This window comes from Bradyrhizobium sp. U87765 SZCCT0048 (genome assembly GCF_018131225.1).
GTDB lineage: Bacteria > Pseudomonadota > Alphaproteobacteria > Rhizobiales > Xanthobacteraceae > Bradyrhizobium_A.
On record NZ_JAFCMM010000001.1, the window covers coordinates 2,623,885 to 2,646,555 of the forward strand.

Genomic DNA, 22,671 nt, shown 5'->3' on the forward strand with positions numbered 1-22,671 from the left:
TTGTCGCTGGCTGCCGAACGGAATGCGTCACGGCGTTCGTGACGCTCATTTTTTTGGCATCGATGCGCAGCAGCGAAGATCAAAGTGCAACGAGAGCGGGGCCGCGACGATCAGGCCTACAACTTCACGGACATGTAATCTTGTCATGCTACCGTGAGTGGGATACGCTCAGTCCATATTTTCAAGTTTGCATATTTTATCAATTTTTTGAGTGGGGGTGCACGTGCGTACACTCGTCACCGCAGGCCCGCCGACGTCCAACGGCGATTTGCATCTCGGCCATCTGTCAGGTCCTTATACCGCCGGCGACATCTACACACGATATCTCCGGATGCAGCGGCGAGACGTTCATTATGTCTCCGCCGCCGACGATCACCAAAGCTATGTCGCACTCAAGGCGACACAGACCGGACGCACGCCGCAGGACGTGGCCGATGAGTACGGCCGCGTCATCAAGAACAGTCTCGACAAGGCCGGCGTCGCGATGGACCTTTTCGGCCAGCCGTCACGTTCGCCGCGCTATATCCGGTTCCTGCGGAACTTCGTTGCCACGCTGCATGCAAAAGGCGCCCTGTTCGCGCGGACCAGCGATGTGCCCTACTGCGAAACCTGCGACCGCATGCTGTTCGAGGCGCATATCAAAGGCACCTGCGCACACTGCGGCGCAGGCTCCGATGGCGGCATCTGCGAGGCCTGCGGACATCCGAACAAGGGATCGGACCTGGTCAATCCGCGCTGCGCGGCGTGCGGCGATCCGCCCAGGGGCAGCCGACCATCGACGCGCCTGTTCTTCCCGCTCAACGATTACCGGGACTATCTGCGCCACTACGCACAGTCGGCGGTGATGAATCCCCATGCGCGGGCGCTATGCGATGCACTGCTCGCGCGTGATCTTCCGGACGTGGCCGTCACCCAGCCCGCGGCATGGGGGATTGCTGCGCCGATCGAGGGTTTCGAGACCCAGTGCATCTCCGCCTGGTTCGAACTCGGGCCGCACTATCTCGCGGTTTGCGACATGCTCCATGAGGAGGGCGGACCCGACTGGCGCGAGTTCTGGACACAGCAGGCCGATGTCATCCAGTGCTTCGGTTTTGATTCCGCCTATTTCCACATCGTGCTGTTTCCGGCGCTGTTCCACGCCTTCGATCCGGCCATCCGTCCGCCGAAAGGCTTCATCGTCAACGAGTTCTACCGGCTCGATGGCCGCAAGTTCTCGACCAGCCGCAAGCACGCCTTGTGGGCATCGGAGTTTCTCGACGAGCATTCCAGCGACGCCGTGCGCTTTCATCTGTGCCTGACGCGGCCCGAGAGCGAACAGACCAACTTTACCGTCGCCGAGTTCCTGCAAACCCTGCGCGGCGAGTTGGCTGGCACCTGGGACAACTGGCTGAAAGCCCTCGCCGAGAAGGCCGCGAGCCATCCCGTCCCGCATGCCGAGACCTGGCAGCCGGATCAGTCCCGCTTCTACCAGCGCTTGACGACCCTGGTGGCCGAGACCCGTGCGTCCTACGAACTCGATGGCTTCTCGCCCCATCGCGCCGTTCGCCAACTCGGCGAGCTGGTGCGCGAGGCGACTGCGTTCGCCGCCGCGCATGCACATCACGCCGGCAACCCGCATCGGCAGCACGAGCATCGCACCAATATCGCCCTCGAGCTGGCTGCAGCGCGCGCGCTGGCGCTGGCCGCGCGGCCCGTGATGCCACATTTCTCTGCACGCCTCTGGGCCGATCTCGGCCATGACGCTCCGATTGACCATGCAGAGTGGGAAAGCCTGCCGCGCTTGCTGACGCCCGGCGGATCACTTCGGCTTTCGACGCTCGGTTATTTCTCGTCGTCTCTGCCGCAAGACAAGGTGCTCGCGGCCTGAGATCGCCCTTTTTGACACGTCATTCAGCGGACCGGTGCAATGTCAGACACAGCAGCCGTCAACGAAGTTCGCGCGTCCTATCCCCAGGAACGAATCTGGTTCGTCCATCAGCTGGCTCCCGGCAGCGGCGCCTACAACATCCTGTTCAATCACAGCCTGCCGGAGCCAGCCAACGTCGACGCCCTGCGTCAGGCGATGCTCAGGCTGCTCGAACGCCATGAGGTGCTGCGCACCACCTTCATCGAGCGTGACGGTGTCGTGTTTCAAGTCATTCATGCGCCACCGACCGAAATCGACATCCCTCTGATCGACTTTTCGGATCTCGAAGAGGCTGACAGCGCAGCTGCCGTGCAGCGGCTGACAGACGATGAGCTGCATGTTCCGTTCGACCTGCAGCAGGGACCCCTGATCCGCTGCAAGGCCATTCGGACCTCCCCAGACCGTCTGTCGGTCATGATCGTGATGCACCACATCATCAGCGACGGCTGGTCGACCACCGTTCTCGCCAACGATCTCGACCGTCTCTACACTGATGGCCTCGCCGGCGGCGAGTCGAGCCTGCCGCCGCTGCCGATCCAGTATGCCGATTACTCCGATTGGCAGCGGTCGCGCAGCAACAGCCCGAAGATCAAGAACCAGATTTCCTACTGGCTGAAGCAGCTCAAGGATGCGCCTCCGGTCATCGAACTGCCGCTCGATCGGCCGCGCACCGGCAGCCCGGACACCGCCGGCAAGGTCAAGCTGTTCTCGATTCCGGCCCGCGTCACCACCGAGGTGACGGCGCTGGCCAGGCACAAACATGCGACCGTGTTCATGGTGCTCGTCGCCGCGTTCAAGACGCTGCTGTACCGCATGACCGGGCAGGATGACATCGTCATCGCTACCGTGGTCGCGAACCGTACCCGGATCGAACTCGAGAACATGGTCGGGTGCTTCCTCAACAACCTCGTGCTGCGCGACAAGCTGCAGTCGGAGGCCAGCTTCGAGGACATCGTCGAGCGTATTCGCGACACCACCCTCGACGCCTATTCCAACCAGGATGTTCCGTTCGAGCTCGTGGTCGAGCAGCTCAACCTGCCGCGCAGCCTCAGCCACAATGCCGTTTTCCAGGTGATGGTCGCATTCCAGAACTTCGTGACTGATCAGTTCGCCGAGCTGAACGTCGGCGGTGCGGCCACCGAGGACGGCGGCATTGTCACGTCGCCGGCGATCGCCAAATTCGATCTGTCGCTGTCGATGTGGGAGGCCGGTGGAACCATCGGCGGCGGCATCGAGTATCGCAGCGACCTGTTCGACGACGCGACCATCGATCGCCTGATCCATCACTATCGCGTGCTGCTCGACGACGCGACGGCCCGGCCATCAACGCGGCTGCGGGACCTCAAGCTGCTCGACGAGCGTGACTACCAGACCATTGTCCAGGACTGGAACAGCTGGGAACTCGACTATCCCAGGGACAAGCTGATCCACCAGGCGATCGAGGAGCAGGTCGCGAAGACGCCGGATGCAGCCGCCATCCTGTTCGGCGACGGCCACCTCACCTATGGCGAACTCAACCGCCGCGCCAACCGTCTGGCGCATCGCCTGATCGCGCTCGGCTGCAAGCCGGAGCGTATCGTCGGCCTGATGGTCGAACAATCGCTGGACATGATTGTCGGCATCCTGGCCGTGCTCAAGGCCGGCGGCGCCTATCTGGCGATCGACCCCAGGATTCCCGCGGAGCGCCTGTCATATATCGTTCGTGACGCTGATCCGCTGGTCGTGCTCACCCACGCATCCTCGGTGGACGCCCTGACAGCGGCCGGCGCAACCCCGCTGGTGATCGATACCGCAGCCGACCTCGACACTCCTGCCGAGGAAAGCAATCCCGGCGTGACACAGGGATCGCGCTCCCTCGCCTATGTGCTCTACACGTCCGGCTCGACCGGGCGACCAAAGGGCGTGATGATCGAGCATCGCTCGGTCATCCACCACCTCTGGGGCATGGCGCTCCAGTACGAATTCGGCCCGGCCGACTGCTTCTTCCAGACCCACTCCTACACATTCGATGTGTCGGTCTGGGAATTCTTCATGCCACTGGTCAGCGGCGGCCGGGTGGCGATGATCAAGCCGGACAGCCACAGCGACGCGGCGTACCTGATCGACACAATGGTCAAGGCCGGGGTTACCTATGTCTGCCTGCTGCCACCCATGCTGCAGCTGGTACTCGACGAACCTAACGCGGAAGATCTCAACAAATCGGTGCGCTGGGTGATCTGCGGCGGCGAACCGCTGTCAGCCGAGCTGGTGACACGCTTCTTCGACAAGATGGACGCCCGCCTCGACAACGCCTACGGGCCGACGGAGGCCACCATCCACAACACCTACTACCACTGCCAGCGCGGCCCGCAGCCGCCGGTCATTCCGATCGGCCGCGCCATGCCGGGCGCGAAAGTCTATATCCTCGACAGCAACCTCAATCCGATGCCGATCGGGGCTCCCGGGGAAATCTGCATCGGCGGCGACGCCGTGGGGCGCGGCTATCTCAAGGCCCCGGAGCTGACGGCGGAGAAGTTCGTCCAGGACCCGTTCGCCGACGACATCGGCGCACGAATGTACAAGACCGGCGATATCGGCCGCTTTCTTCCCGACGGCAACGTCGAGTTCCAGGGCCGGCGCGATATGCAGATCAAACTGCGCGGCTTCCGCATCGAGCTTGGTGAGATCTCCCATACCATCAAGCAGCACCCCGCGGTCAGCGACGCCGTCACCATCGTCCGCGAGGACCGGCCCGGCGATCGACGCATCGTCAGCTATGTCGTTGCCGACGGCATTGTCGACCTCGCACCGGTACTCGTCGATTATCTGGGGCCCCGCCTGCCCGATCACATGATTCCAAGTGCCTTCGTGCGGATGGAGCGGCTGCCGCTCAAGGACAGCAACAAGGTCAATGTCGCGGCCCTTCCTGCACCATCGGCGACCTCGTCGCGCTCCGGCTTCGTTGCGCCGCGCACGCCCGACGAGGCCCGGCTCGCCGAAATCTGGAAGGACCTGCTCGGCATCCAGCAGGCCGGCGCCCGCGACAACTTCTTCGAGCTTGGCGGCCATTCGCTGCTGGTGACACGCCTGATTGCGCGCATCCGCGCCGAGATCGGCGTGGTGCTCTCGATCCGGCAGGTCTTCCGGACCCCGGTGCTCGACGAACTGGCGGCCGCGATCCAGGCCGCACGGCAGGCCGTAGACAAGGAGCTCGACGACGAGATCGTCGCGCGGCCGCGAACCATCACGCGCTAGTCAGGCGCCTGCGAACAGAAAGGGCGGTCATGGACGACATCAGCGGAGCGAAGAACGGCCATTGGTCGCACAACGGCAACAATGGCGCGGCGAACGGCAGGGGCGGCGACGTCCTCGACCTGCTATGCGCGGGCTTCGGCCCCGCAGGCATTTCGCTCGCCGCGGCGCTCGCCGACTGGCAGGAAGCGGGCGGCGTCGATCACGCGCCGCATGTTCGCTTCCTGGAACGCAACGCCGGTCCAGCCTGGCAGCCCGGCTTGCTGGTGCGCGGCACCGACATCAATCACAACTTCCTGCGTGACTTCGCCACCCCGCGCGATCCGCGCAGCCGCTTCACTTTCGTCAACTACCTCAAGCAGAGTGGCCGTCTCTATCATTTCGGCCATCTCGGCGGCCGCGTCGCCCGTACCGACTGGGACGCCTACGTGCGATGGACAGCAGGATTGCTTGCCGACTATGTGAGCTACAGCCAGACCGTGGAGAGCGTCACAGCCTACCCCTCGCCCGACAATCCCGACCTGCTATTGGTCAAGACTCAAAACGCGTCCTACCTCACCCGGGCCATGGTGTTCGCCACCGGACCGACCGCGCGCGTGCCCGAGCTGTTCCGGCCCCACGTCGGAGAGCGGGTCTTCCACAGCGCACAGTTCCTGCAGAAGATCGCGGCGTTCGACCGCGACAACGACCTCACCTTCACGGTGGTCGGCTCCGGGCAGAGCGCGGGTGAAGTGGTGCTGCATCTCTATGATCGCTTCGCCAACGCAAACTTCCTTTCGCTGCAACGCGGCCTCGCTTTCCCGCTGGTCGACGTCGGCCATTTCTCGAATGAAGTCTACTTTCCCGAGGAGGTCGAGTACTTCCACGCGCTGCCACCGGAGGCGCGCCGGCAGGTGGTCAGCGATTTTCACAAGACCAACTACTCCGCCGTCGACACCGACGTCAGCCAGGCGCTGTACTGGCGTGTCTATGAAGACAAGGTATTGGGGACGCCGCGGGTCCGCATGGTTCCCCGCAAACGGCCGGTGGCACTGGAAGCCGCGAACGGCCGTTTCCGGCTCGATGTCGAGGATGTCTACACCCGCGAGGTCGAGACCCTGACGACCGATGTCGTCATCCTCTGCACCGGCTACGACGAAGCACTATTCCCCCGATTGCTCGAACCTCTGCGCCCGCACATCGTCACCGACAGTCTGGGCGGCCCGGAGATCGGCTTCGACTACCGCGTGCAGACCGCGCCGGGCTTCCGGCCGCTGATCTACATCAACGGCATCTCCGAGCGCACCCATGGCGCCAGCGACAGCCTGTCGCTGAGCATGTCGGCACTGAAGGCCGAGCGCATCCTCTCCTCGTTCCTGCGCCATAGCGGAGCCGGCGACACCATCAATGCCCACACCGAGGTGACGCCGCGGCAGGCGCCGGCGGCACATTCCTCCCCTCTCTGACTGGAGATCCCTATGACGTCCTGGTTCTTTTCCTACGGAACGAGCGCCGATCCGCATCACGTCGCCACCGAGATCGGCCCGGTCGAGGAGTCGGTCGCCGCGACGATTGCCGATCATCGCCTGACGTTCGCGAACTATCGGGCCGAATGGGGCGGCGGCACGTCCTGTATCGTTCCTGCGCGCGGACAGGACGTCATCGGCGTGATGCACAAGGTTTCCTCCGCGCAGGTCGAACTGCTGTCGACGGCCGATCCGACCTACATCCTCGTCGACAAGACCGCGCGCACCGCCGCCGGCGAAGTCGGCGTCAAGGTTCTGCTGCCACAGACGATCGGCGACTTCGCGCCACCGGCGGATGCCTATGTCGGCAAGATCCGGGCGGGCCTCAGCGCCTTTTATCCCATCGAGCAGGTCGACGCACATCTCAAGCGCGCGCTGCAGCGCCAGTCCCTGTTCAAGTCAATGGTGGCGCAATGGGCCAATGAGGCCGATCCGAAGCAGGAATACAACACCCTGTTTCGGCGGCTGCTGCCCTGGCGTGACATGGTCCGCACACCATGGGGCGGCGCCTGGGCCACGATCGATCCCGGTCAGGCCAGCGAGCTCTACAAGCACGACGAAGAGGAGATTGCCATCGTCGTCGCCGGTGAGGGTGAACTGCGCGTCGACAGCAACACCCGCCCGATCAGAAAGGGCGACGTGGTGTACTTCGAGCCCTACTGCGAGCATGTCGTGACCAACACTTCCGGCGAGGCGCTTGAAGTGCTGTTCTTCTGGTGGGGGGGACGCGACGGCACGATGTGGGCCGGACGGCCGGTGTAGTGCTGTCAAGGGGCGAATGTGCCCGGATCGGCAATTCCGGAAAAGTGCGTTGTGAATGGAGACCTGCCATGCTGCACACTCCCTCTGAGCTTCCGATCCGGCGCGAGCGCGCCAGCGACGACGGCGACGTCTTTGCCGATCTCGAATCCGAGGTGAGGAGCTATTGCCGGCGCTTCCCCTGCGTGTTCGCCACCGCCAGCGATCATCTGCTGACCGACGAGGATGGCAACGCCTATATCGACTTCCTCTCCGGTGCCGGCGTTCTCAATTACGGGCACAACAATGCCGCCATTGTCGAATGCGTGCTGCGCTACATGCAGCAACGTGGCGTGATTCAAGGTCTCGACCTGCATACCACCGCCAAGCGCGAATTCCTGACGACATTCGAGAGCACGATCCTGGCGCCGCGACGCCTCGACTACAAGGTGCAGTTCACCGGCCCGACCGGCAGCAGCGCCGTGGAAGCCGCATTCAAGCTCGCGCGCCGATTGCGACCGGGCCGGCCGATCGCGGCGTTCACAAATGCCTATCACGGCATGTCGCTGGGAGCGCTCGCGGCCACCGGCGATAGCCCGATGCGACGCGCTTCTGGCGTGGCGCTGCACGATGTCGTCCGCCTGCCGTTCGACGGCTTTTTCGGCGAGAGCGTCGATACGCTGGCCTACATCGACGCGCTACTTAGCGAACCAGGCAGTGGCATCGAAGCGCCGGCGGCGTTCATCCTGGAAACCGTGCAGGCGGAAGGCGGTCTCAAGGTCGCCTCTCGCACCTGGCTGCGTGGGCTCGCGGAGCTTGCGCGCAAATATGACGCGCTGCTCATCGTCGACGAGATTCAGACCGGATGCGGCCGTACCGGTTCGTTCTTCAGCTTCGAAGATGCCAACATCACCCCAGATATCGTCTGCGTCTCCAAATCGATCGGCGGCATCGGCTTCCCGATGGCTCTCGTGCTGATGAAGGAGACGCTCGACGCCTGGAAACCGGGCGAGCATATCGGCACGTTCCGCGGCAACAACCTCGCCTTTGTCGCCGCCACCGCCGCGCTCGACACCTACTGGCGCGATGACGCGTTCGAACTGTCGATACGCCGCAAGGGCGAACTGATCGAAACGCGGTTGCGGCAGATGGCCGACCGCTGCCCCGACGGCGGCGCGCGCGTCCGCGGCCGCGGCATGATCCGCGGCCTGGAGTGGGACAATGCCGACGTAGCCGCCGCGGTATCGGCCATCGCCTTCAGGAATGGCGTCATCGTCGAGACCTGCGGCTCGAGGGAGCAGGTTCTCAAACTGCTGCCACCACTGACGATCGGCGAAGCGGCACTGGCGGTCGGGCTCGACAAGCTCGATGACGCCGTCGACGAGGTCTACAACGCCATGCAGCCGCAGGTCGCGTTTCGGCAGACGGCATGAAGGTCGTCATCGTCGGCGCGGGCATTCATGGTCTCGCGCTGGCCTGGGCGCTGACCCGTGACCGCCACCAGGTCTTGGTGCTCGACCGGGGGCCGATTCCCAATCCATACAACGCATCTTACGACCAGCATCGCCTGATCCACGACTTCAACCGTGCAACAACCGATGCGCCGCTGAACCAGGCTTTCGACGCCTGGCGAACGCTGTCGCTCGACATTGGGCCCATCTATATCGAAACGGGCGCGGTCTGCGGCTTTCCAGACGCCGCCGCCGCGACCCGGGTCCTGAATGACCTGCGTGATCGCGATATCGCCAGCCGGATGCTGGACACCGGCGCACTTGCCGGCGTGCTGCCGGACATCCGCCTCGACGCCGGCCATTGCGCCATCATGACCCGGCGCGGCGGCATTCTGCTCGCCGACCAGATCGCGCTCCTGCTCGTGCGTTGGCTGCTGGGCGCAGGTATCGCCCTGCGACCGAATACCGCCGTGGAGCACATCGACCCCGAGCGCCCGGCAGCACGGCTCGCCAACGGCGATACCGTCACCGGCGACGTGCTGGTGACTTGCGCCGGCGCCTCGACCCGTGAGTTGCTACCCGACTTCGCCGGCGTGCTCGGCGCCAGACGGCAGATCCTCGTCTATCTGGAACCACCGCGACATCTGGAAGCGGCTTGGCGCCGCGCGCCGGTCTTCGTCAATTTCGGTGGCGCCGACGACCTGTGGGGGGCCCCCTCGGCGTCGGGAACCCATGTCAAGCTCGCGGTCGGACGCTTCGCTCTCCCGCGCCCTCTCGGCACACTGGATGCCGTCGTCACCGCCGCGGAGACCGATGCCTTGCTCGGCTGCTTCCACCCGCGGATGCCACAACTCGGCACCTACCGTGTGGTGCGTTCCTCGGCCTGCTTCTACAGCACCGCGCCCGAGGGCCACAGGCTGAGCCAGCCGCACGGCGGCAGCGGCAAGGCGTGGTTTGTCGCCGGCCACAATGGCAGCGACTACAAGTTCGCTCCCGCTGTCGCGCTGGATCTCGCCGCACGACTTGGCAGCTGAACATTGGGGGTCCCGCGGACCGCCGCCGCGCCATGGGCGGCGATCCACGATCGATCCTCAGTGCGAAGCCATGATCATCGCTGCGGCGCGCTGGCCGATCACGGCACATGTTGCGTTCAGGTTCGCGTTGATGATCCACGGCATCACCGACGCATCGGCGATCCGCAGACCCTCGAGGCCATAGACCCGGAGCTGCGGATCGACCACCGACATCGTGTCGAAGCCCATCTTGCAACTGCAGGAGACGTGGTAGATCGTGAATCCGTTGGCCCGCACATAGGCCGCAAGGTCCTTGTCCGATGTCACATTCGGCCCTGGCGACAGTTCGGCGCCACGTACGCCGTTGAAAGCGCTTTGCGCCAGGATCTCGCGTGACAGCTTGATGCCCTCGACAAGAATATCGACGTCGGACTGCGTCGACAGATAGTTCGGATTGATCAGTGGCGCGGTGTTGGGATCGGCGGACAGCAGCGAGACGCGGCCGACGCTGGTGGGACGCGCAAGCGTCGGCGTCGTGGACATCACCGGCTGGTTGCCGTCGAGCCCCTGCCAGAAGTGGAACTGGAGGTCCGGTGAAGATGCCAGCGGCCGATGCTTCGTCCGCACGAACAATCCGGCCTGGACGCCGCTGCCGAAGATCGGCGCGGTCTTGCCCTCGACCGCCCACGACATCGACAACTGCACGTGATCCTGCAGATTCTGGCCGACTCCCGGCAGATCGAGCAGCACGGGAATCTGCAGCCGGCGCAGGTCGTCAGCCGGCCCGATCCCGGACAGCATCAACAACCAGGGCGAGCAGATCGCCCCCGCACACAGCACGGTCTCGCGCTCAGCGTAAGTCCGCGTCAGCTGACCACCGGACGTCATGTATTCCACGCCGGCAATTCGGTTGCCATTGCTGATCAGCCGCAGCACCTTTGTGTTGGTCAGCACCGTGAGGTTCTTGCGGTACATTTCCGGATGAAGGAACGCCTTGGCGAGGCTGCAACGCAGCCCGTCACGGATGGTCATCTGATAGTAGCCGACGCCATTGTCCTGGCGCTCGCCGTTGAAATCCCAGTTCGGGCCGCTGTAGCCATACTGCATGCCAGCCTGGAGAAACGCCGTCGCCGGCTCGCCAGGCAGCGGATAGTTGCGAACGGTGAGCGGGCCGTCGACACCATGATAACGTGACGGGCCCAGTTCATTGTCCTCCTGCGCGACGAAAATCGGCAGCAGGTCGTTGTAGCTCCAGCCGGAATAGCCCTCATAGGCCCAGGCATCGTAGTCGAGGCGGTTGCCGCGCACATAGAGCATGGCGTTGATCGAGCTGCTGCCGCCGAGAGTCTTGCCACGCGGGCAGCCGATCGTGCGGCCGTTCATGTGCGCCTGTGGCGTGGTCTTGAAGGCCCAGTCGTACTGGGTATTGCGCACCTTGAGGTAGTCGTTCGGATCCTGGATCAGCACGCTGTCATCCATCGGTCCCGCTTCGAGCACGAGGACGCGAACGTTGGGATCGCAACTGAGCTTGTCGGCGATCACGCAGCCGGCGGAGCCCGCGCCGATCACGATATAGTCGACGGCGTCGGTCTGCCGGGCGACCGCTGGCGCAGCGCTGGGAGCAGGAGTTCCTGTTGGTTGGCACATGGTTGGCCTCGCTTGAAAATGGCTAGGTCAGGGATCGGCATCCCGCGCAGCTTGCGCGCGATGTCGTGCAAGTCAGACATGGTGCAAGTCACGAGTGACCAATCGGGCAAAGCGCAATCAGAGAGATTTGCAATCAGACAGATCTGCAATCAGACATCCGCAATCAAACAGATGCGCAGTCAGGCAACGGGCCCATGATCAGGACCATTTGCACGCGTGGCTCATTGCGCGCGGCAGCGATGCCACGCGCAGGCCTTGTCGCTTGGCGTGCGGGGCGGGCACAGGCCCGCCTCGGCTGGGTTTGGATTCAGATACGGCCGACTTCGCCGGGAGCGTCGGACAGGGTGGCAAACGCCATCGTCGTGAACCCTGCGGGAGCCGCTCCCGCGAAGCGCGATGGATCGGCGCACGATGCCAACGGCTGCGTCAGACGCAGCGCCTGGGTATCGGCGTAGATCATCGTCGCATGGTTCAGCAGGTTGTTCGTCGACGCTGCAACGGTGCTCACAGCCGAACCGTGCAGATTCGACACCGTCGTCAGGTGCGACATCGTGTTCGCCAATGAGCCGATGGCATTGAGGATGGTGATCAGCGATCCCGGCAGAGCCGCGGTATTGCCCGTCAGCACGTCCACCGAAACGCGCAACTGCTGGACGGAAATCTCAAGCGTCGTAAGCCGGTTAAGAATGTCTGCAATCCTGTCCGGCGCGATCTCCGGAACGGCGACTTCGGCACCAGCCGCCTGATTGTCGCTGGATGGCGCATTGCCGGATGCGCCCTCACCGGATGAATGAGCGGCGCCGTTGTGATGGTTCTCACCGTCGTGGTTTTCGTCCTGCATGGTGACCACCTGCCAATAAATTGTTTGGAAAAAGAATTTTGAAATTACACTCGAAAGTATACCATGCACCACCATTGCAACCAACAACAAACTTGATTTCCGTTGTGATGTTTCAATGACGCGATGCAGGAGCACGACGATCCGCCGCTCCCGCATGTCCGCATTCGCAGTCGTTGCCACAGCCATGTCACGCCGGGCCCTGTGATGACGTGTTCGCTTCCTTTGCACCTGCTCGCCATGCTCCCAGCCGATGCCACGGTCTGCATCGGCTTGCCGATCGATCGCGCGGCGCATGGCGCATGCCTCATCGCTGGAGCGTTTCTCGCCATCACACACCATCATGAACACGGCGGCGTCCCCGTTCGCGCGTTATGGCACGACGATCATCGCAGTGCCGACGGCGGCCGCGCTGCGGCAAATCATCTTCGCGACCAGGGTATTCGTTATGTGATCGGCCATTTTAGTTCGCGCGCCGCCATGACGGCTGCGCCGGTCTATGCGGATGCGGGGATTTTGTTCCTCGCCCCCGGCGCCAGCGCCCCCGAACTCACTGACCTGCCGGTTCCATCGAGCGTCTTGCGGCTCTTTGGCCGGGACGGCACTCAAGCCGACGCGATTACACGCGCGCTGCATCATTTGGGTCCGGCGCAGCAGATCGAGTTGTTCATTGAAGACAATCGCTATGGCCGCAGCCTTGGTGCGCTGCTGACCGCGCGCCTCACGGACGCCGGACACATCGTGCGGCCGGTTGTCGTTCACCGCGGCGACGCGCCGGACCCGACCATGGACGGGCCAGCAATCCTTGCCGGCACGCGGGAATTTTCGGCCCGCCTGCTGCAGCGGCTCGCTCCGTCGCGGTACCGCATCGCGGGGGATGATGCATTTCACACCGCGTTCCTCGAGGAAGCCGGCGCGATGGCCGATGGCGTCAGGATTCCCGTGATCGGCGGTCATGCCGATAACGCCGCCGCGGCGCGGCTGACCGAAGCCTATCGCGTGCTGATCGGCCGAGCACCCGGCGCCTACTTCCTCACCAGCTATGTCGCGATCGATCTCGTGCTGCGCACGCTGCGCCACTGTGGCGACTGCGGTGGCTCAACGGCCGCCGCCTGGTTGCGCGCGCGTTCATGGCCCACGGCGCTCGGCGAACTCGGCTTTTCCGCGACCGGCGAGGTCTCAGGTCTCGACTGGCGCATGGTGCGCGTGCACCGCCAACAATTCGTGCCCACCTGATATTGCAATACGAGCAGCGCTGCCCATGCCCGACATCACCGTCCTGATGACTGCCATTCCCGCGACCGAAGCCGCCGTCTCGCGCCAGCGCATCGCAGCACTGCAGCCTGACGAGCAGGCGCGCGTCGAAACGTTTCGCAAGCAGCGCGACAAGGCGCTGTTCGTCGTCGGCCGCACCCTGCTTCGGCATGGGCTGCACGCGCTCTACGGCATCGCCGCCGCGCCGCTTGTGACGGGCCCCCATGGCAAGCCGTTGCTGCGCGACGCGGATGCGGACATCGACTTCAACCTGTCGCACAGCGCCCATCTCGTGGTGGCTGCTTTCGCCCGGGGCGCCAACGTCGGCATCGACGTCGAGCGCTTCGACGATGATCCCGGCGTGATCGAGGCTGCCTGCCGTCATTTCGCCGACGAAGAGCGCGCGGCCCTCGCTGCGATACCCGCAGCGCAGAGGCCGAACACGTTTATGCGAATATGGACGCTGAAAGAAGCGACGATCAAGGCAGTCGGTCTTGGACTGCAGATTCGCCTCGACAGCTTCGCTGTCGCGGTCGACCCGCCACGACTGGTTCGCACGGGAAGCCGGCTCGGCGACATCGGCCGCTGGCATTTCGCCGAAACGCGCTGCGACGACGCACACGTCGCGCTCGCCGTGCAACTACGCAGCGCGGCGCCGGCGAATGTGGATTTCAGATCGGTCGCGCTGCCGACGCTTTGACGCGGTCGGATTCGCGCAGCGCCATCAGCGTCGCAGACATGCTGGCGACAAGCTTTTCCTGCCCATCGCGCACCACAAGCGCCTGCGCGTCGCAGACCGTCAGCGTTCGCCCCGGCTTGATCACACGCGCCCGGAATGCGAAGCGCTCGCCACTCGCCGGCGCCAGGAGGTTGGTCTTGAACTCGACGGTCAGCACGTCGGCATCCGCCGGCATTAGCGAATAGGCTGCGTAGCCGCAGGCACTGTCGAGCGCCGTGGTGATGATGCCGGCGTGGACGAAGCCATGTTGCTGGGTAAAGGCCGCGTCATAGGCCATCGTGAGGTCGACCTCGCCGGGGCCGACGCGATCGAGACGAATGCCGAGGGTGTGCATTGCCCGCTGGCGGCGAAAGCTGTCGCTGACCCGCAACTGATAGTGCGGGTCCTGGGGCTCGTACCCTGCCATGGCCGCGCGCCTCCCTGATCCTGATACGGAACCGTATCAGACCTGAGTGCGCAACGCAATACGGCACCGTATCAGAAGTCGGCCACCGCGCCGCTCGGGTCAGCAGCCCGGCCAGGACGGCTTGCGCTTCTCGGCGAACGCCGCAATGCCTTCGCGGGCGTCCTCGGTCATCCCCAGCAGGGCGATCTGGCTTTCGGTGAAGGCGATGGCTTCGTCGAACGACATCGCCGCGATGGCCCGCATGGCGTACTTGCCGCGGCGGATCGCGGTCGGCGACTTGTCGGCGATGCGTCCGACCAGCCACTCCACCTTGGCGTCGAGGTCCGCCGCAGGCACGACATGGTTCAGCAGCCCCGCCGCCTGCGCCGTCGCGGCATCGAATGGCTCTCCTGTCAGGCTCCATTCGTTGATCAGACGCCGTGGCGCGATGCTCTGCAGCAGGCTCATCACCTGCATCGGAAACACCCCGACCTTGACCTCCGGCAGGCCGAATACGACGTTGTCGGCGGCGACCGCCATGTCGGTCATGGCGAGCAGGCCCATGCCGCCAGCCATGCACGCACCATTGACGCGCGCAATGCTCGGCTTGGTCGCGCCGTGCGCCAGCCGCAGCATGTCCGCATAGTCGACGTTGGGTCTCGCGAAATCGAAGCTGAACGCCTTGCCAGGTTGCAGGTCGGCGCCGGCGCAGAACGCCTTGTCGCCTGCGCCGGTCAGCACGATCGCGCGCACCGCCGGATCGTCATGGGCAGCGCGGTACCCTGCGACGATGCCCGCGATCACCTCGGCATTGAGCGCGTTGCGTTTGTCGGGCCGGTTGATGGTGATCCAGAACGCAGGCCCGCGAACCTCGTGGAGAACGGGAAGCGATGTCGTCATCGTTGCTACTCCGCGGCTTTGGCGGCGACGTCGATCTCCGCCACGATGCTGCTGGTGGTCACCTGCTCACCCTCCGCCACATGGATCGCGGCGATGGTGCCGGACGCAGGCGCGACATGGACATGTTCCATTTTCATTGCCTCCAGCGTCACCATCGGCTGTCCGATGCTGACCTGATCGCCGGCCTTGACCAGCACAGCCACGACTCGCCCGTTGAGCGCCGCGCGCAGCTTGCCGTCGCCGCCTTCGGCGGCTGCGCGCGCCGGCGGCGCATAGGTCAGGTCGCGCGCTGCGACCGGCGCGCCATCCACCAGCAGGAACAGCCGGTCGGCGGCGCGGGCATAGGCGATGGCCGTCGTCAGCGACCCGGTGCGGACCCGGAGCGTGCCGGCTTCGAAGCCATCGACCTCGAACGTCGTCTCGTCCCCCTGATGCGCCACAGCATAGCTGCCGTTGCGCCGGCGGAAGATCTCGACGTCATGGGTCTCGCCACCGATCGCGATCCGCATCGGCACGGGGAATGCCGACGCCAGCGCCCGCCCCTTGCGCCAGGCCGCGCCGTGACGCGCGGTGACGTACAGCACCAGCGCGCTGAGCGCCGGCAACTGCGAGCCGCAGACCGGCACGCGCAGCGCGTCGCCGTGCTGGCCGATGAACGCCGTGGTGGCTTCGCCGGCCGCAAACACCGGATGGCGCAGGCACGCAGCGAGGAACGCCTGGTTGGTGGTGACGCCTAACGCAATCGTGCGCGACAGCCCGTTCAACAGGGCCTGCCGGGCTTCGTCGCGCGTCGCCCCCGTGCCGATAATCTTGGCCACCATGGAATCATAGAACGGCGGGATCTCCGCTCCCGACGCCAGCGCATGCTCCACACGCAGGCCCGCCGGCATCTCCCAGCACAGCAGCCGGCCGGACTGCGGCATGAAGTCGTGCGCCGCATCCTCGGCGCACAGCCGCACCTCGATGGCATGACCCGTAAACGTCACATCCTCCTGTCGCAGCGGCAGCGGATCGCCACCGGCGACGCGCAGCTGCAACTCCACGAGGTCGAGGCTGGTGATCGCTTCGGTCACCGGATGCTCGACCTGCAGGCGGGTATTCATCTCCATGAAATAGAACTGCCCGGCCGGGTCGAGCAGGAATTCCAGCGTGCCGGCGCCCTCGTAGCCCATGGCCTTGACCGCCGCCACCGCGACCTCGCCCATCCGCGCGCGCAACTGTGGCGACACCGCCGGCGACGGTGCCTCCTCGATCACCTTCTGGTGGCGGCGCTGCACCGAGCAGTCGCGCTCGCCGAGATGGATGGCGTGGCCGTGGCGATCGCCGAACACCTGGATCTCGATGTGGCGGGGATCGACGATGGCGCGTTCGAGAATGACGGTGGCGTCGCCGAAGGCGCTCTTCGCCTCGGACCTGGCGCTGCGCAGCAGATCCGGGAACGACGCCGCATCCGGCACCAGCCGCATGCCGCGGCCACCGCCGCCGGCGGTCGCCTTGATCATCACGGGGAAGCCAATCTTTGCCGCCTCCGCGGCCAGCGTTGCGTCGCTCTGATCAGCGCCCTGGTAGCCCGGCACGCAGGGCACACCAGCCTTGGCCATAATGTCCTTGGCGGCGGCTTTGTCGCCCATGGCGCGGATGGATGCCGCCGACGGCCCGATGAACACCAGGCCCGCCTCGGCGCAGGCCGCCGCGAACGCGGCGTTCTCCGCCAGGAAGCCATAGCCGGGATGGACCGCGTCGGCGCCGCTGGCCTTTGCAGCAGCGATGATGGCATCGATCCGCAGATAGGACTGCGCCGGCGCGGCGTCGCCGATCAGCACGGCCTCATCGGCTTCGCGCACATGACGGGCGTTCGCATCGGCGGAGGAATACACCGCTACGACGCCATAGCCGAGGCGCCGTGCGGTGCGCATCACCCGCAGCGCGATCTCGCCGCGGTTGGCGATCAGGATCTTGCCGAACGGCGTTCGCTTGGTCATCGCGTCCCTCATGGCCGGGCCACCGCGAACTGCATCGCCTGCGGCGTGCGCGCCTGTGCCTCACGGCAGATCGCCAGCACCTCGGCCAGCACCGCGCGGGTGTCGCGCGGATCGATCACGCCATCATCCAGCACCCGCGCGCTGGTCGCGAACACGTCCATCTGGCCGTCGAACACCGCGGTGATCTTCGCCTTCATCTTGTCGAGCTGCTCGCGATCGACCGGCTTGCCCTTGCGGGCGGCGGCCGCCTCGGTGACGATCGCCATGGTCTCGGCGGCCTGCTCGCCGCCCATCACCGCGGTCTTGGCATTGGGCCAGGAGAAACAGAAGCGCGGATGAAAGCCACGGCCGCACATGCCGTAGTTGCCGGCGCCGAACGAGGCGCCGCAATAGAGGGTGATCTGCGGAACCGTGGCGCTGGTGACCGCCTGGATCATCTTGGAGCCGTGCTTGATCATGCCGCCTTCCTCGTAGGCGCGGCCGACCATGTAACCCGTGGTGTTGTTGAGATAGATCAGCGGGGTGCGCGACTGGCAGCAGGCCTGGATGAAATGGGTCGCCTTGTTGGCTCCGTCGGGATCGAGCGGACCGTTGTTGGTGATGATGCCGACCGCATGACCTTCGATCCGGGCATGGCCGCAGATCGTCGCCGGACCATAGTTCTCGCTGAACGCGGTGAAGTCCGAGCCGTCGACGAGCCGGGCGATGACTTGCCGCATGTCGACCGGGCGCTTGTGATCCATCGGCATGATGCCGAGGAGATCCTCGCTATCGTAGGCCGGCGGCTGAAAGGATGCTGCGCCATCGTTGCGGCGATCCCAGTTCAGGCCGGCCATGATGTCGCGCGCGATGCGCAGCGCATCGCGGTCGTCCTCGGCGAGATAGTCGCCAAGGCCGGAAATACCGGTATGCATCTCGGCGCCGCCGAGCTCCTCCTCGGTGGCGATCTCGCCGGTCGCGGCCTTGAGCAGCGGCGGCCCCGCAAGGAACGCGCGGGTACGCCCGCGCACCATCACGATGTAGTCCGACAGCCCGGTCTGATAGGCGCCGCCAGCGGTGGACGAGCCGTGGGTGACGGTGACCACCGGCAGCCCGGCCGCCGAGAGCCGCGCCAGGTTGCGGAAGATGTTGCCGCCGCGCACGAAGTCCTCGACACGGTAGCGCAGCAGGTTGGCGCCGGCGCTCTCGACCAGCTGCACCAGCGGCAGCTTGTTCTCCAGCGCCACCTCCTGCACCCGCAGCTGCTTGTCGAGCCCCATCGGCTGCAGCGCGCCGGCATCGATGCCGGAATCGCTCGCGCTGATCATGCAGCGCACGCCCGACACGATGCCGATGCCGGCAATCAGGCCGCAACCAGGAATGCTCCTGTCAGCGTCCGGAACATCGAACATGTAGCCGGCGAGCGTCGACAGCTCGATGAACGGGGTATCCGGATCGAGCAGCAGCGCCACTCGCTCGCGCGGCAGCAACTGGCCGCGCTGGTGAAAGCGGTCCTTGGCGGCAGCGGACGCGGTTCGTGCCCGCTCCTCCAGCATGCGCATCCGCTCGATCAGCGCGAGCATGCCCGCCCGGTTGGCCTGGAAGGCCGCGCCCCCGGCGGCGACGGTGTTCTCGATCAGCGCCATCGCGTCAGTTCGCTCCGAAATGATCCTGGTACTGGGTGCGCAGGTCGACCTTGCGCAGCTTGCCGGTCGCCGTCATCGGCATCTCGTCGAGGATGCGGATCAGCTTGGGCACCTGGAAGCCGCCGAGATGTTTGCGGCAATGCTCGCCGATGTCGGTCTCGCTCGCCTGTGCACCTGGCTTGAGCTTGACGAATGCCGACACCGCCTCGCCCCACTGCGGATGCGGCAGGCCGATCACCGCGGCGTTGGCGACCGCCGGATGGGCAAGCAGGGCTTCCTCGATCTGGACCGAGGCGACGTTCTCACCGCCGGACTTGATCATGTCCTTCTTGCGGTCGATGAACAGCACCTCGCCGTGCGCGTCGATCAGCGCGAGGTCGCCGGTGTGATGCCAGCCGAACTTGCGCGCAGCCTCGGTGGCCGCCGGATCCTTGTAATAGCCGAGCATGACATTGGGACCGCGATGCACCAGTTCGCCGACTTCGCCGGCCGGCAGCAGGTTACCCTGGTCGTCCATGATCGCGGTCTCGTTGACGATCAGGGACTCGCCCCAGTAGTTGCCGAACCGCGCGAGCTGACGGTCGGGCTGCGACATCGTCGTCGCCGGATACATCTCCGTCTGGCCGCTGGTGAGGACAAAGTTGGGGCAGAGTTCCGCGATACCGCGCTCCAGCAGCGGCCGGCCCATCGGCGCCATGGTGTAGATACAGGTGCGCAGCGTCGACAGGTCGAACTCCCGACGCCGCGGATGATCGAGGATTGCCTGGTACATCAGCGACAGGCCGACAAACACCGTGAGCCTATCGCGCTGGATCGCCTCCATCGCCACCACCGGATCGAAGCCGCGCATCAGCGCCATGCGGCCGCCGACGGAGAGATAGCTCAGCAGCAGCACATGGCCGGCGCAGTGGAACAGCGGGAATTGACCGGTGATGCCGTCCTTGCGCGTCAGGCTCATCTCGATGGCATTGCTCATCACGGCCATCACCACCGCGATATGGCAGTGCATCGCGCCCTTCGGCCGCGACGTGGTGCCACTCGTGTAGATAATCATCGCCAGATCGCGCTCGTCGAACGCGACCTCCGGCTCGATCTCCGATTGTCCGGCGATCAGGTCGTTGAAGCTGGCGAGTCCTGCCGCCTTCGCCTTCCCCGTCAGATCGACCGCGATCAGATCGACCTTGCGCCGCTCCAGCGCCGCGCGACGCTCGGGCTGGGCGTGCAGATTGTCGTCGATCAGCGCGAAGCGAACCCCGGCGTGGTCCATGATGTAGTCCATGTCATCCGGACCGAGCATGGTGTTGATCGGGACCCAGACAAGGCCGGCGCGATGGATGCCGAATAGCGCCTTCACCATCTCGACGGAGTTGTTGCAGATGGTCGAGATCTTGTCGCCGGGCTTGAGGCCGCGGCCGACGAGATAGTTGGCGAAGCGGTTGGCATCGCGTTCGAGTTCGGTGAAGGTCACCTGCCGCGCGCCGTCGGTCAGGGCGGTGCGGTCGGGAAACCGCCGTGCCGCGCGCCGCAACAGATCGCCGATCGCCACCCGTCCGATGCGTCCCGGTCCGGGCACGCCGCCCGTCGCCGCCAGATCAGTCATTGCTCCCTCCTCGATGGATCAGGCAGCCGTTGGTCGGCCGCTCTCGTTGAAAGATGAGCGCGCGTTCACAGGCGCAGCCTCAATGACCGATGCCGAAGATGGCGCGGGCATCCGCCGGGCTCGCGATCTCGCGGCCGGCGCCGCGAGCGTAAGCCACCATGGTCTCGATCAACTGACCATTGGAGGTCACCTTGCTGCCATCGGGGCGATAGAACGTGTCCTCGAGGCCGGTGCGCAGATGGCCGCCAAGCTCGGCGCAGCGGCGATGCAGCGGCCAGATCTCACCGCGGCCGATCGCCGTGACCTGCCAGGCCGCATCCGGCGCCTTGAGCTTGAGGAGGATCGGGAGCAAGTCGGGATCGGCCGGCATGCCGGACGCCACACCCATCACGAAATTGTACTCCAGCGGGCCGGTGTACATGCCGGTCTGGCGGTACATGGCGACGCTGCGCACGATGCCGACATCGAAGCACTCGAACTCCGGCAGCGTGCCGGCCTGCTTCATGACATCGATATAAGCCTGGATCTTCTCGACGGGATTGTCGAACAGGTGCGGCGGCCACGCCCAGGTATTGTCGGCCTTGACCTTGAGATAGTTGAGCGAACCGGCGTTGCAGGCCGCCATCTCCGGCTTCGTCTCGCGCACGCAGTCAAGCGCGCCGGCGTAGTTCGGCCCGACCACGCCCGTGGTGTGGTTGATGACGACGCCCGGACAGGCCTCGCGGATCGCCTGCTGGATCGCACGCGACACCCCGACGTCCCATGACGGCAGATGCCCCTTGCCCGGCTCCTGCTGCCGCAGGTGGATATGCATCACGCTGGCGCCGGCGTCGTAGGCGGCCTTCGCCTCGCGCGCCATCTCTTCCGGCGTGACCGGCACGTTGTGCTGCTTCGGATCGGTCAGCACGCCATTGAGCGCGCAGGTGATCACCGCCTTGTCGGACATGCTCGCCAGATCTCCATCGCCGCCGCGCACTGTCGCGCGACGTTCGGCATGATGGGGAACGGCCGTTGCGGCTGCTTGCGTCGACTGGCTGTCTGCGTCAGGCGAGTGCGGCAATCGCCGTCGCGTCGGGCTGCGAGGCGCTGCGGTAGATGCGCAGGTCACGCGATCCGGAGAAGATCGCGCCGGGTTTGAGGCCGTAGAAGCGCCGGATCGAATGGCAGAAGTGGGTCGAATCCGGATAGCCGATGTCTTGCGCGAGATGCGCGAAGTTGAGATCCTCGTTGACGAAATGCAGCAGATGCCGCGCCCGCTTGTGGGCACGGAAGGCGCGGAACGAGACGCCGGTCTGCTGCTTGAACAGATGCAGGAAGCGCGACTGCGACAGGCGCGCTGCTGCGGCGCAATCCGCGGCGGTCGCCGCCGGCCGCGAGAAGTCGTTGAGGCGGCCGACCGCCTCGACGATGCGCGCATCAAGGCGACGGCGGGCAAGCGGCGCGCCCAGCACGATGGTGTCGAGTTCCTCGGTCGTGAAACCGTCGCAGCCGCCGGCCATGCGCAGGCGGAGATAGGCCGCACAGATCCGCTCGGCCAGCGCCGGCCCTTGTTCGGTGGCGCGGCGCGCCAGCAGGTCAAGCGCCGCCGGGGTGACACTTTCCGGCTCGACTGTGAAACACAGCGACGAGCGCGCATCGCTGGTGATCGTGTGTTCGACAAAGGGAGGGATGAATGCGAGCGGCAGGCCGGTCTCGGAACGGCCCTCGCAGGTCAGCGCCAGTTGCCCGCCGAGCCCGACATAGATCAGCACCGATCCGGTCGAACGGTTGCGCGGCCGCCCCAGCAGCCCGGCATAGAACACCCGCTCGGGGCTGATGAGCATGACATGGCCGGATTCGGAGCGGGCATCCATCGCG

General features: G+C 65.3%; 17 protein-coding genes. 8 read left to right on the plus strand and 9 right to left on the minus strand.

Annotated elements, in window-relative coordinates:
• Positions 1–223: 223 nt before the first annotated feature.
• From JQ639_RS11575 to JQ639_RS11600, 6 genes are all read left to right on the plus strand, one after another.
• Positions 224–1,867: a methionine--tRNA ligase gene (locus JQ639_RS11575; RefSeq protein WP_211966236.1), complete on the plus strand. Its 1,644-nt coding sequence runs from the start codon at positions 224–226 to the stop codon at positions 1,865–1,867.
• Positions 1,868–1,906: 39 nt separating this feature from the next.
• Entirely contained in the window at positions 1,907–5,140 is a 3,234-nt protein-coding gene (locus tag JQ639_RS11580; protein ID WP_211966237.1) for a non-ribosomal peptide synthetase, read from the plus strand.
• Between the two features lie 29 nt (positions 5,141–5,169).
• Positions 5,170–6,582 (plus strand): SidA/IucD/PvdA family monooxygenase, encoded by a 1,413-nt coding sequence (locus JQ639_RS11585; protein WP_211966238.1) that lies wholly within the window; start codon positions 5,170–5,172, stop codon positions 6,580–6,582.
• 12 nt (positions 6,583–6,594) lie between these two features.
• Complete coding sequence (locus tag JQ639_RS11590; RefSeq protein WP_211966239.1) at positions 6,595–7,404, plus strand: cupin domain-containing protein; 810 nt, start codon at positions 6,595–6,597, stop codon at positions 7,402–7,404.
• A 68-nt stretch (positions 7,405–7,472) separates the two neighbouring features.
• Positions 7,473–8,813 (plus strand): diaminobutyrate--2-oxoglutarate transaminase, encoded by a 1,341-nt coding sequence (gene ectB, locus JQ639_RS11595; RefSeq protein WP_211966240.1) that lies wholly within the window; start codon positions 7,473–7,475, stop codon positions 8,811–8,813.
• Complete coding sequence (locus JQ639_RS11600) at positions 8,810–9,865, plus strand: NAD(P)/FAD-dependent oxidoreductase (protein WP_211966241.1); 1,056 nt, start codon at positions 8,810–8,812, stop codon at positions 9,863–9,865. Before ectB ends, JQ639_RS11600 begins: the two co-directional genes overlap by 4 nt.
• Positions 9,866–9,922: 57 nt before the next feature.
• Here JQ639_RS11600 and JQ639_RS11605 read toward each other — a convergent pair whose 3' ends face one another.
• Positions 9,923–11,491 (minus strand): GMC family oxidoreductase, encoded by a 1,569-nt coding sequence (locus JQ639_RS11605; protein WP_211966242.1) that lies wholly within the window; start codon positions 11,489–11,491, stop codon positions 9,923–9,925.
• Between the two features lie 307 nt (positions 11,492–11,798).
• A complete protein-coding gene (locus JQ639_RS11610) occupies positions 11,799–12,488 on the minus strand; it encodes a hypothetical protein (protein WP_211966243.1) in 690 nt (229 codons plus the stop codon).
• Between JQ639_RS11610 and JQ639_RS11615 the strand changes: the two genes are divergently transcribed.
• Positions 12,456–13,565 carry an ABC transporter substrate-binding protein gene (locus tag JQ639_RS11615; RefSeq protein WP_211966244.1) on the plus strand — a complete coding sequence of 370 codons (1,110 nt, stop codon included), beginning with the start codon at positions 12,456–12,458 and terminating at the stop codon, positions 13,563–13,565. The genes JQ639_RS11610 and JQ639_RS11615 overlap by 33 nt on opposite strands.
• 25 nt (positions 13,566–13,590) lie before the next feature.
• Positions 13,591–14,283 carry a 4'-phosphopantetheinyl transferase family protein gene (locus JQ639_RS11620; protein WP_211966245.1) on the plus strand — a complete coding sequence of 231 codons (693 nt, stop codon included), beginning with the start codon at positions 13,591–13,593 and terminating at the stop codon, positions 14,281–14,283.
• On the opposite strand, the gene JQ639_RS11625 is transcribed toward JQ639_RS11620, so the two are convergent.
• From JQ639_RS11625 to JQ639_RS11655, 7 genes are all read right to left on the minus strand, one after another.
• Complete coding sequence (locus JQ639_RS11625; RefSeq protein ID WP_211966246.1) at positions 14,255–14,728, minus strand: PaaI family thioesterase; 474 nt, start codon at positions 14,726–14,728, stop codon at positions 14,255–14,257. The genes JQ639_RS11620 and JQ639_RS11625 overlap by 29 nt on opposite strands.
• A gap of 99 nt (positions 14,729–14,827) precedes the next feature.
• On the minus strand, positions 14,828–15,607 hold the full coding sequence (locus JQ639_RS11630; protein ID WP_211966247.1) for an enoyl-CoA hydratase/isomerase family protein: 780 nt from the start codon (positions 15,605–15,607) through the stop codon (positions 14,828–14,830).
• A 5-nt stretch (positions 15,608–15,612) separates the two neighbouring features.
• On the minus strand, positions 15,613–17,601 hold the full coding sequence (locus JQ639_RS11635; RefSeq protein WP_211966248.1) for an acetyl-CoA carboxylase biotin carboxylase subunit: 1,989 nt from the start codon (positions 17,599–17,601) through the stop codon (positions 15,613–15,615).
• Positions 17,598–19,214 (minus strand): acyl-CoA carboxylase subunit beta, encoded by a 1,617-nt coding sequence (locus JQ639_RS11640; RefSeq protein WP_211966249.1) that lies wholly within the window; start codon positions 19,212–19,214, stop codon positions 17,598–17,600. The genes JQ639_RS11635 and JQ639_RS11640 overlap by 4 nt, the downstream gene beginning before the upstream one ends.
• A 4-nt stretch (positions 19,215–19,218) precedes the next feature.
• The gene (locus JQ639_RS11645) at positions 19,219–20,814 is read right to left on the minus strand and encodes an AMP-binding protein (RefSeq protein ID WP_211966250.1); all 1,596 of its coding nucleotides are present in this window, start codon (positions 20,812–20,814) and stop codon (positions 19,219–19,221) included.
• A 79-nt stretch (positions 20,815–20,893) separates the two neighbouring features.
• Positions 20,894–21,760, minus strand: a complete 867-nt coding sequence (locus JQ639_RS11650) for a beta-keto acid cleavage family enzyme (protein WP_211966251.1) — start codon at positions 21,758–21,760, stop codon at positions 20,894–20,896.
• 97 nt (positions 21,761–21,857) lie between these two features.
• Positions 21,858–22,667 (minus strand): helix-turn-helix domain-containing protein, encoded by an 810-nt coding sequence (locus JQ639_RS11655; protein ID WP_211966252.1) that lies wholly within the window; start codon positions 22,665–22,667, stop codon positions 21,858–21,860.
• Between the last annotated feature and the right edge of the window lie 4 nt (positions 22,668–22,671).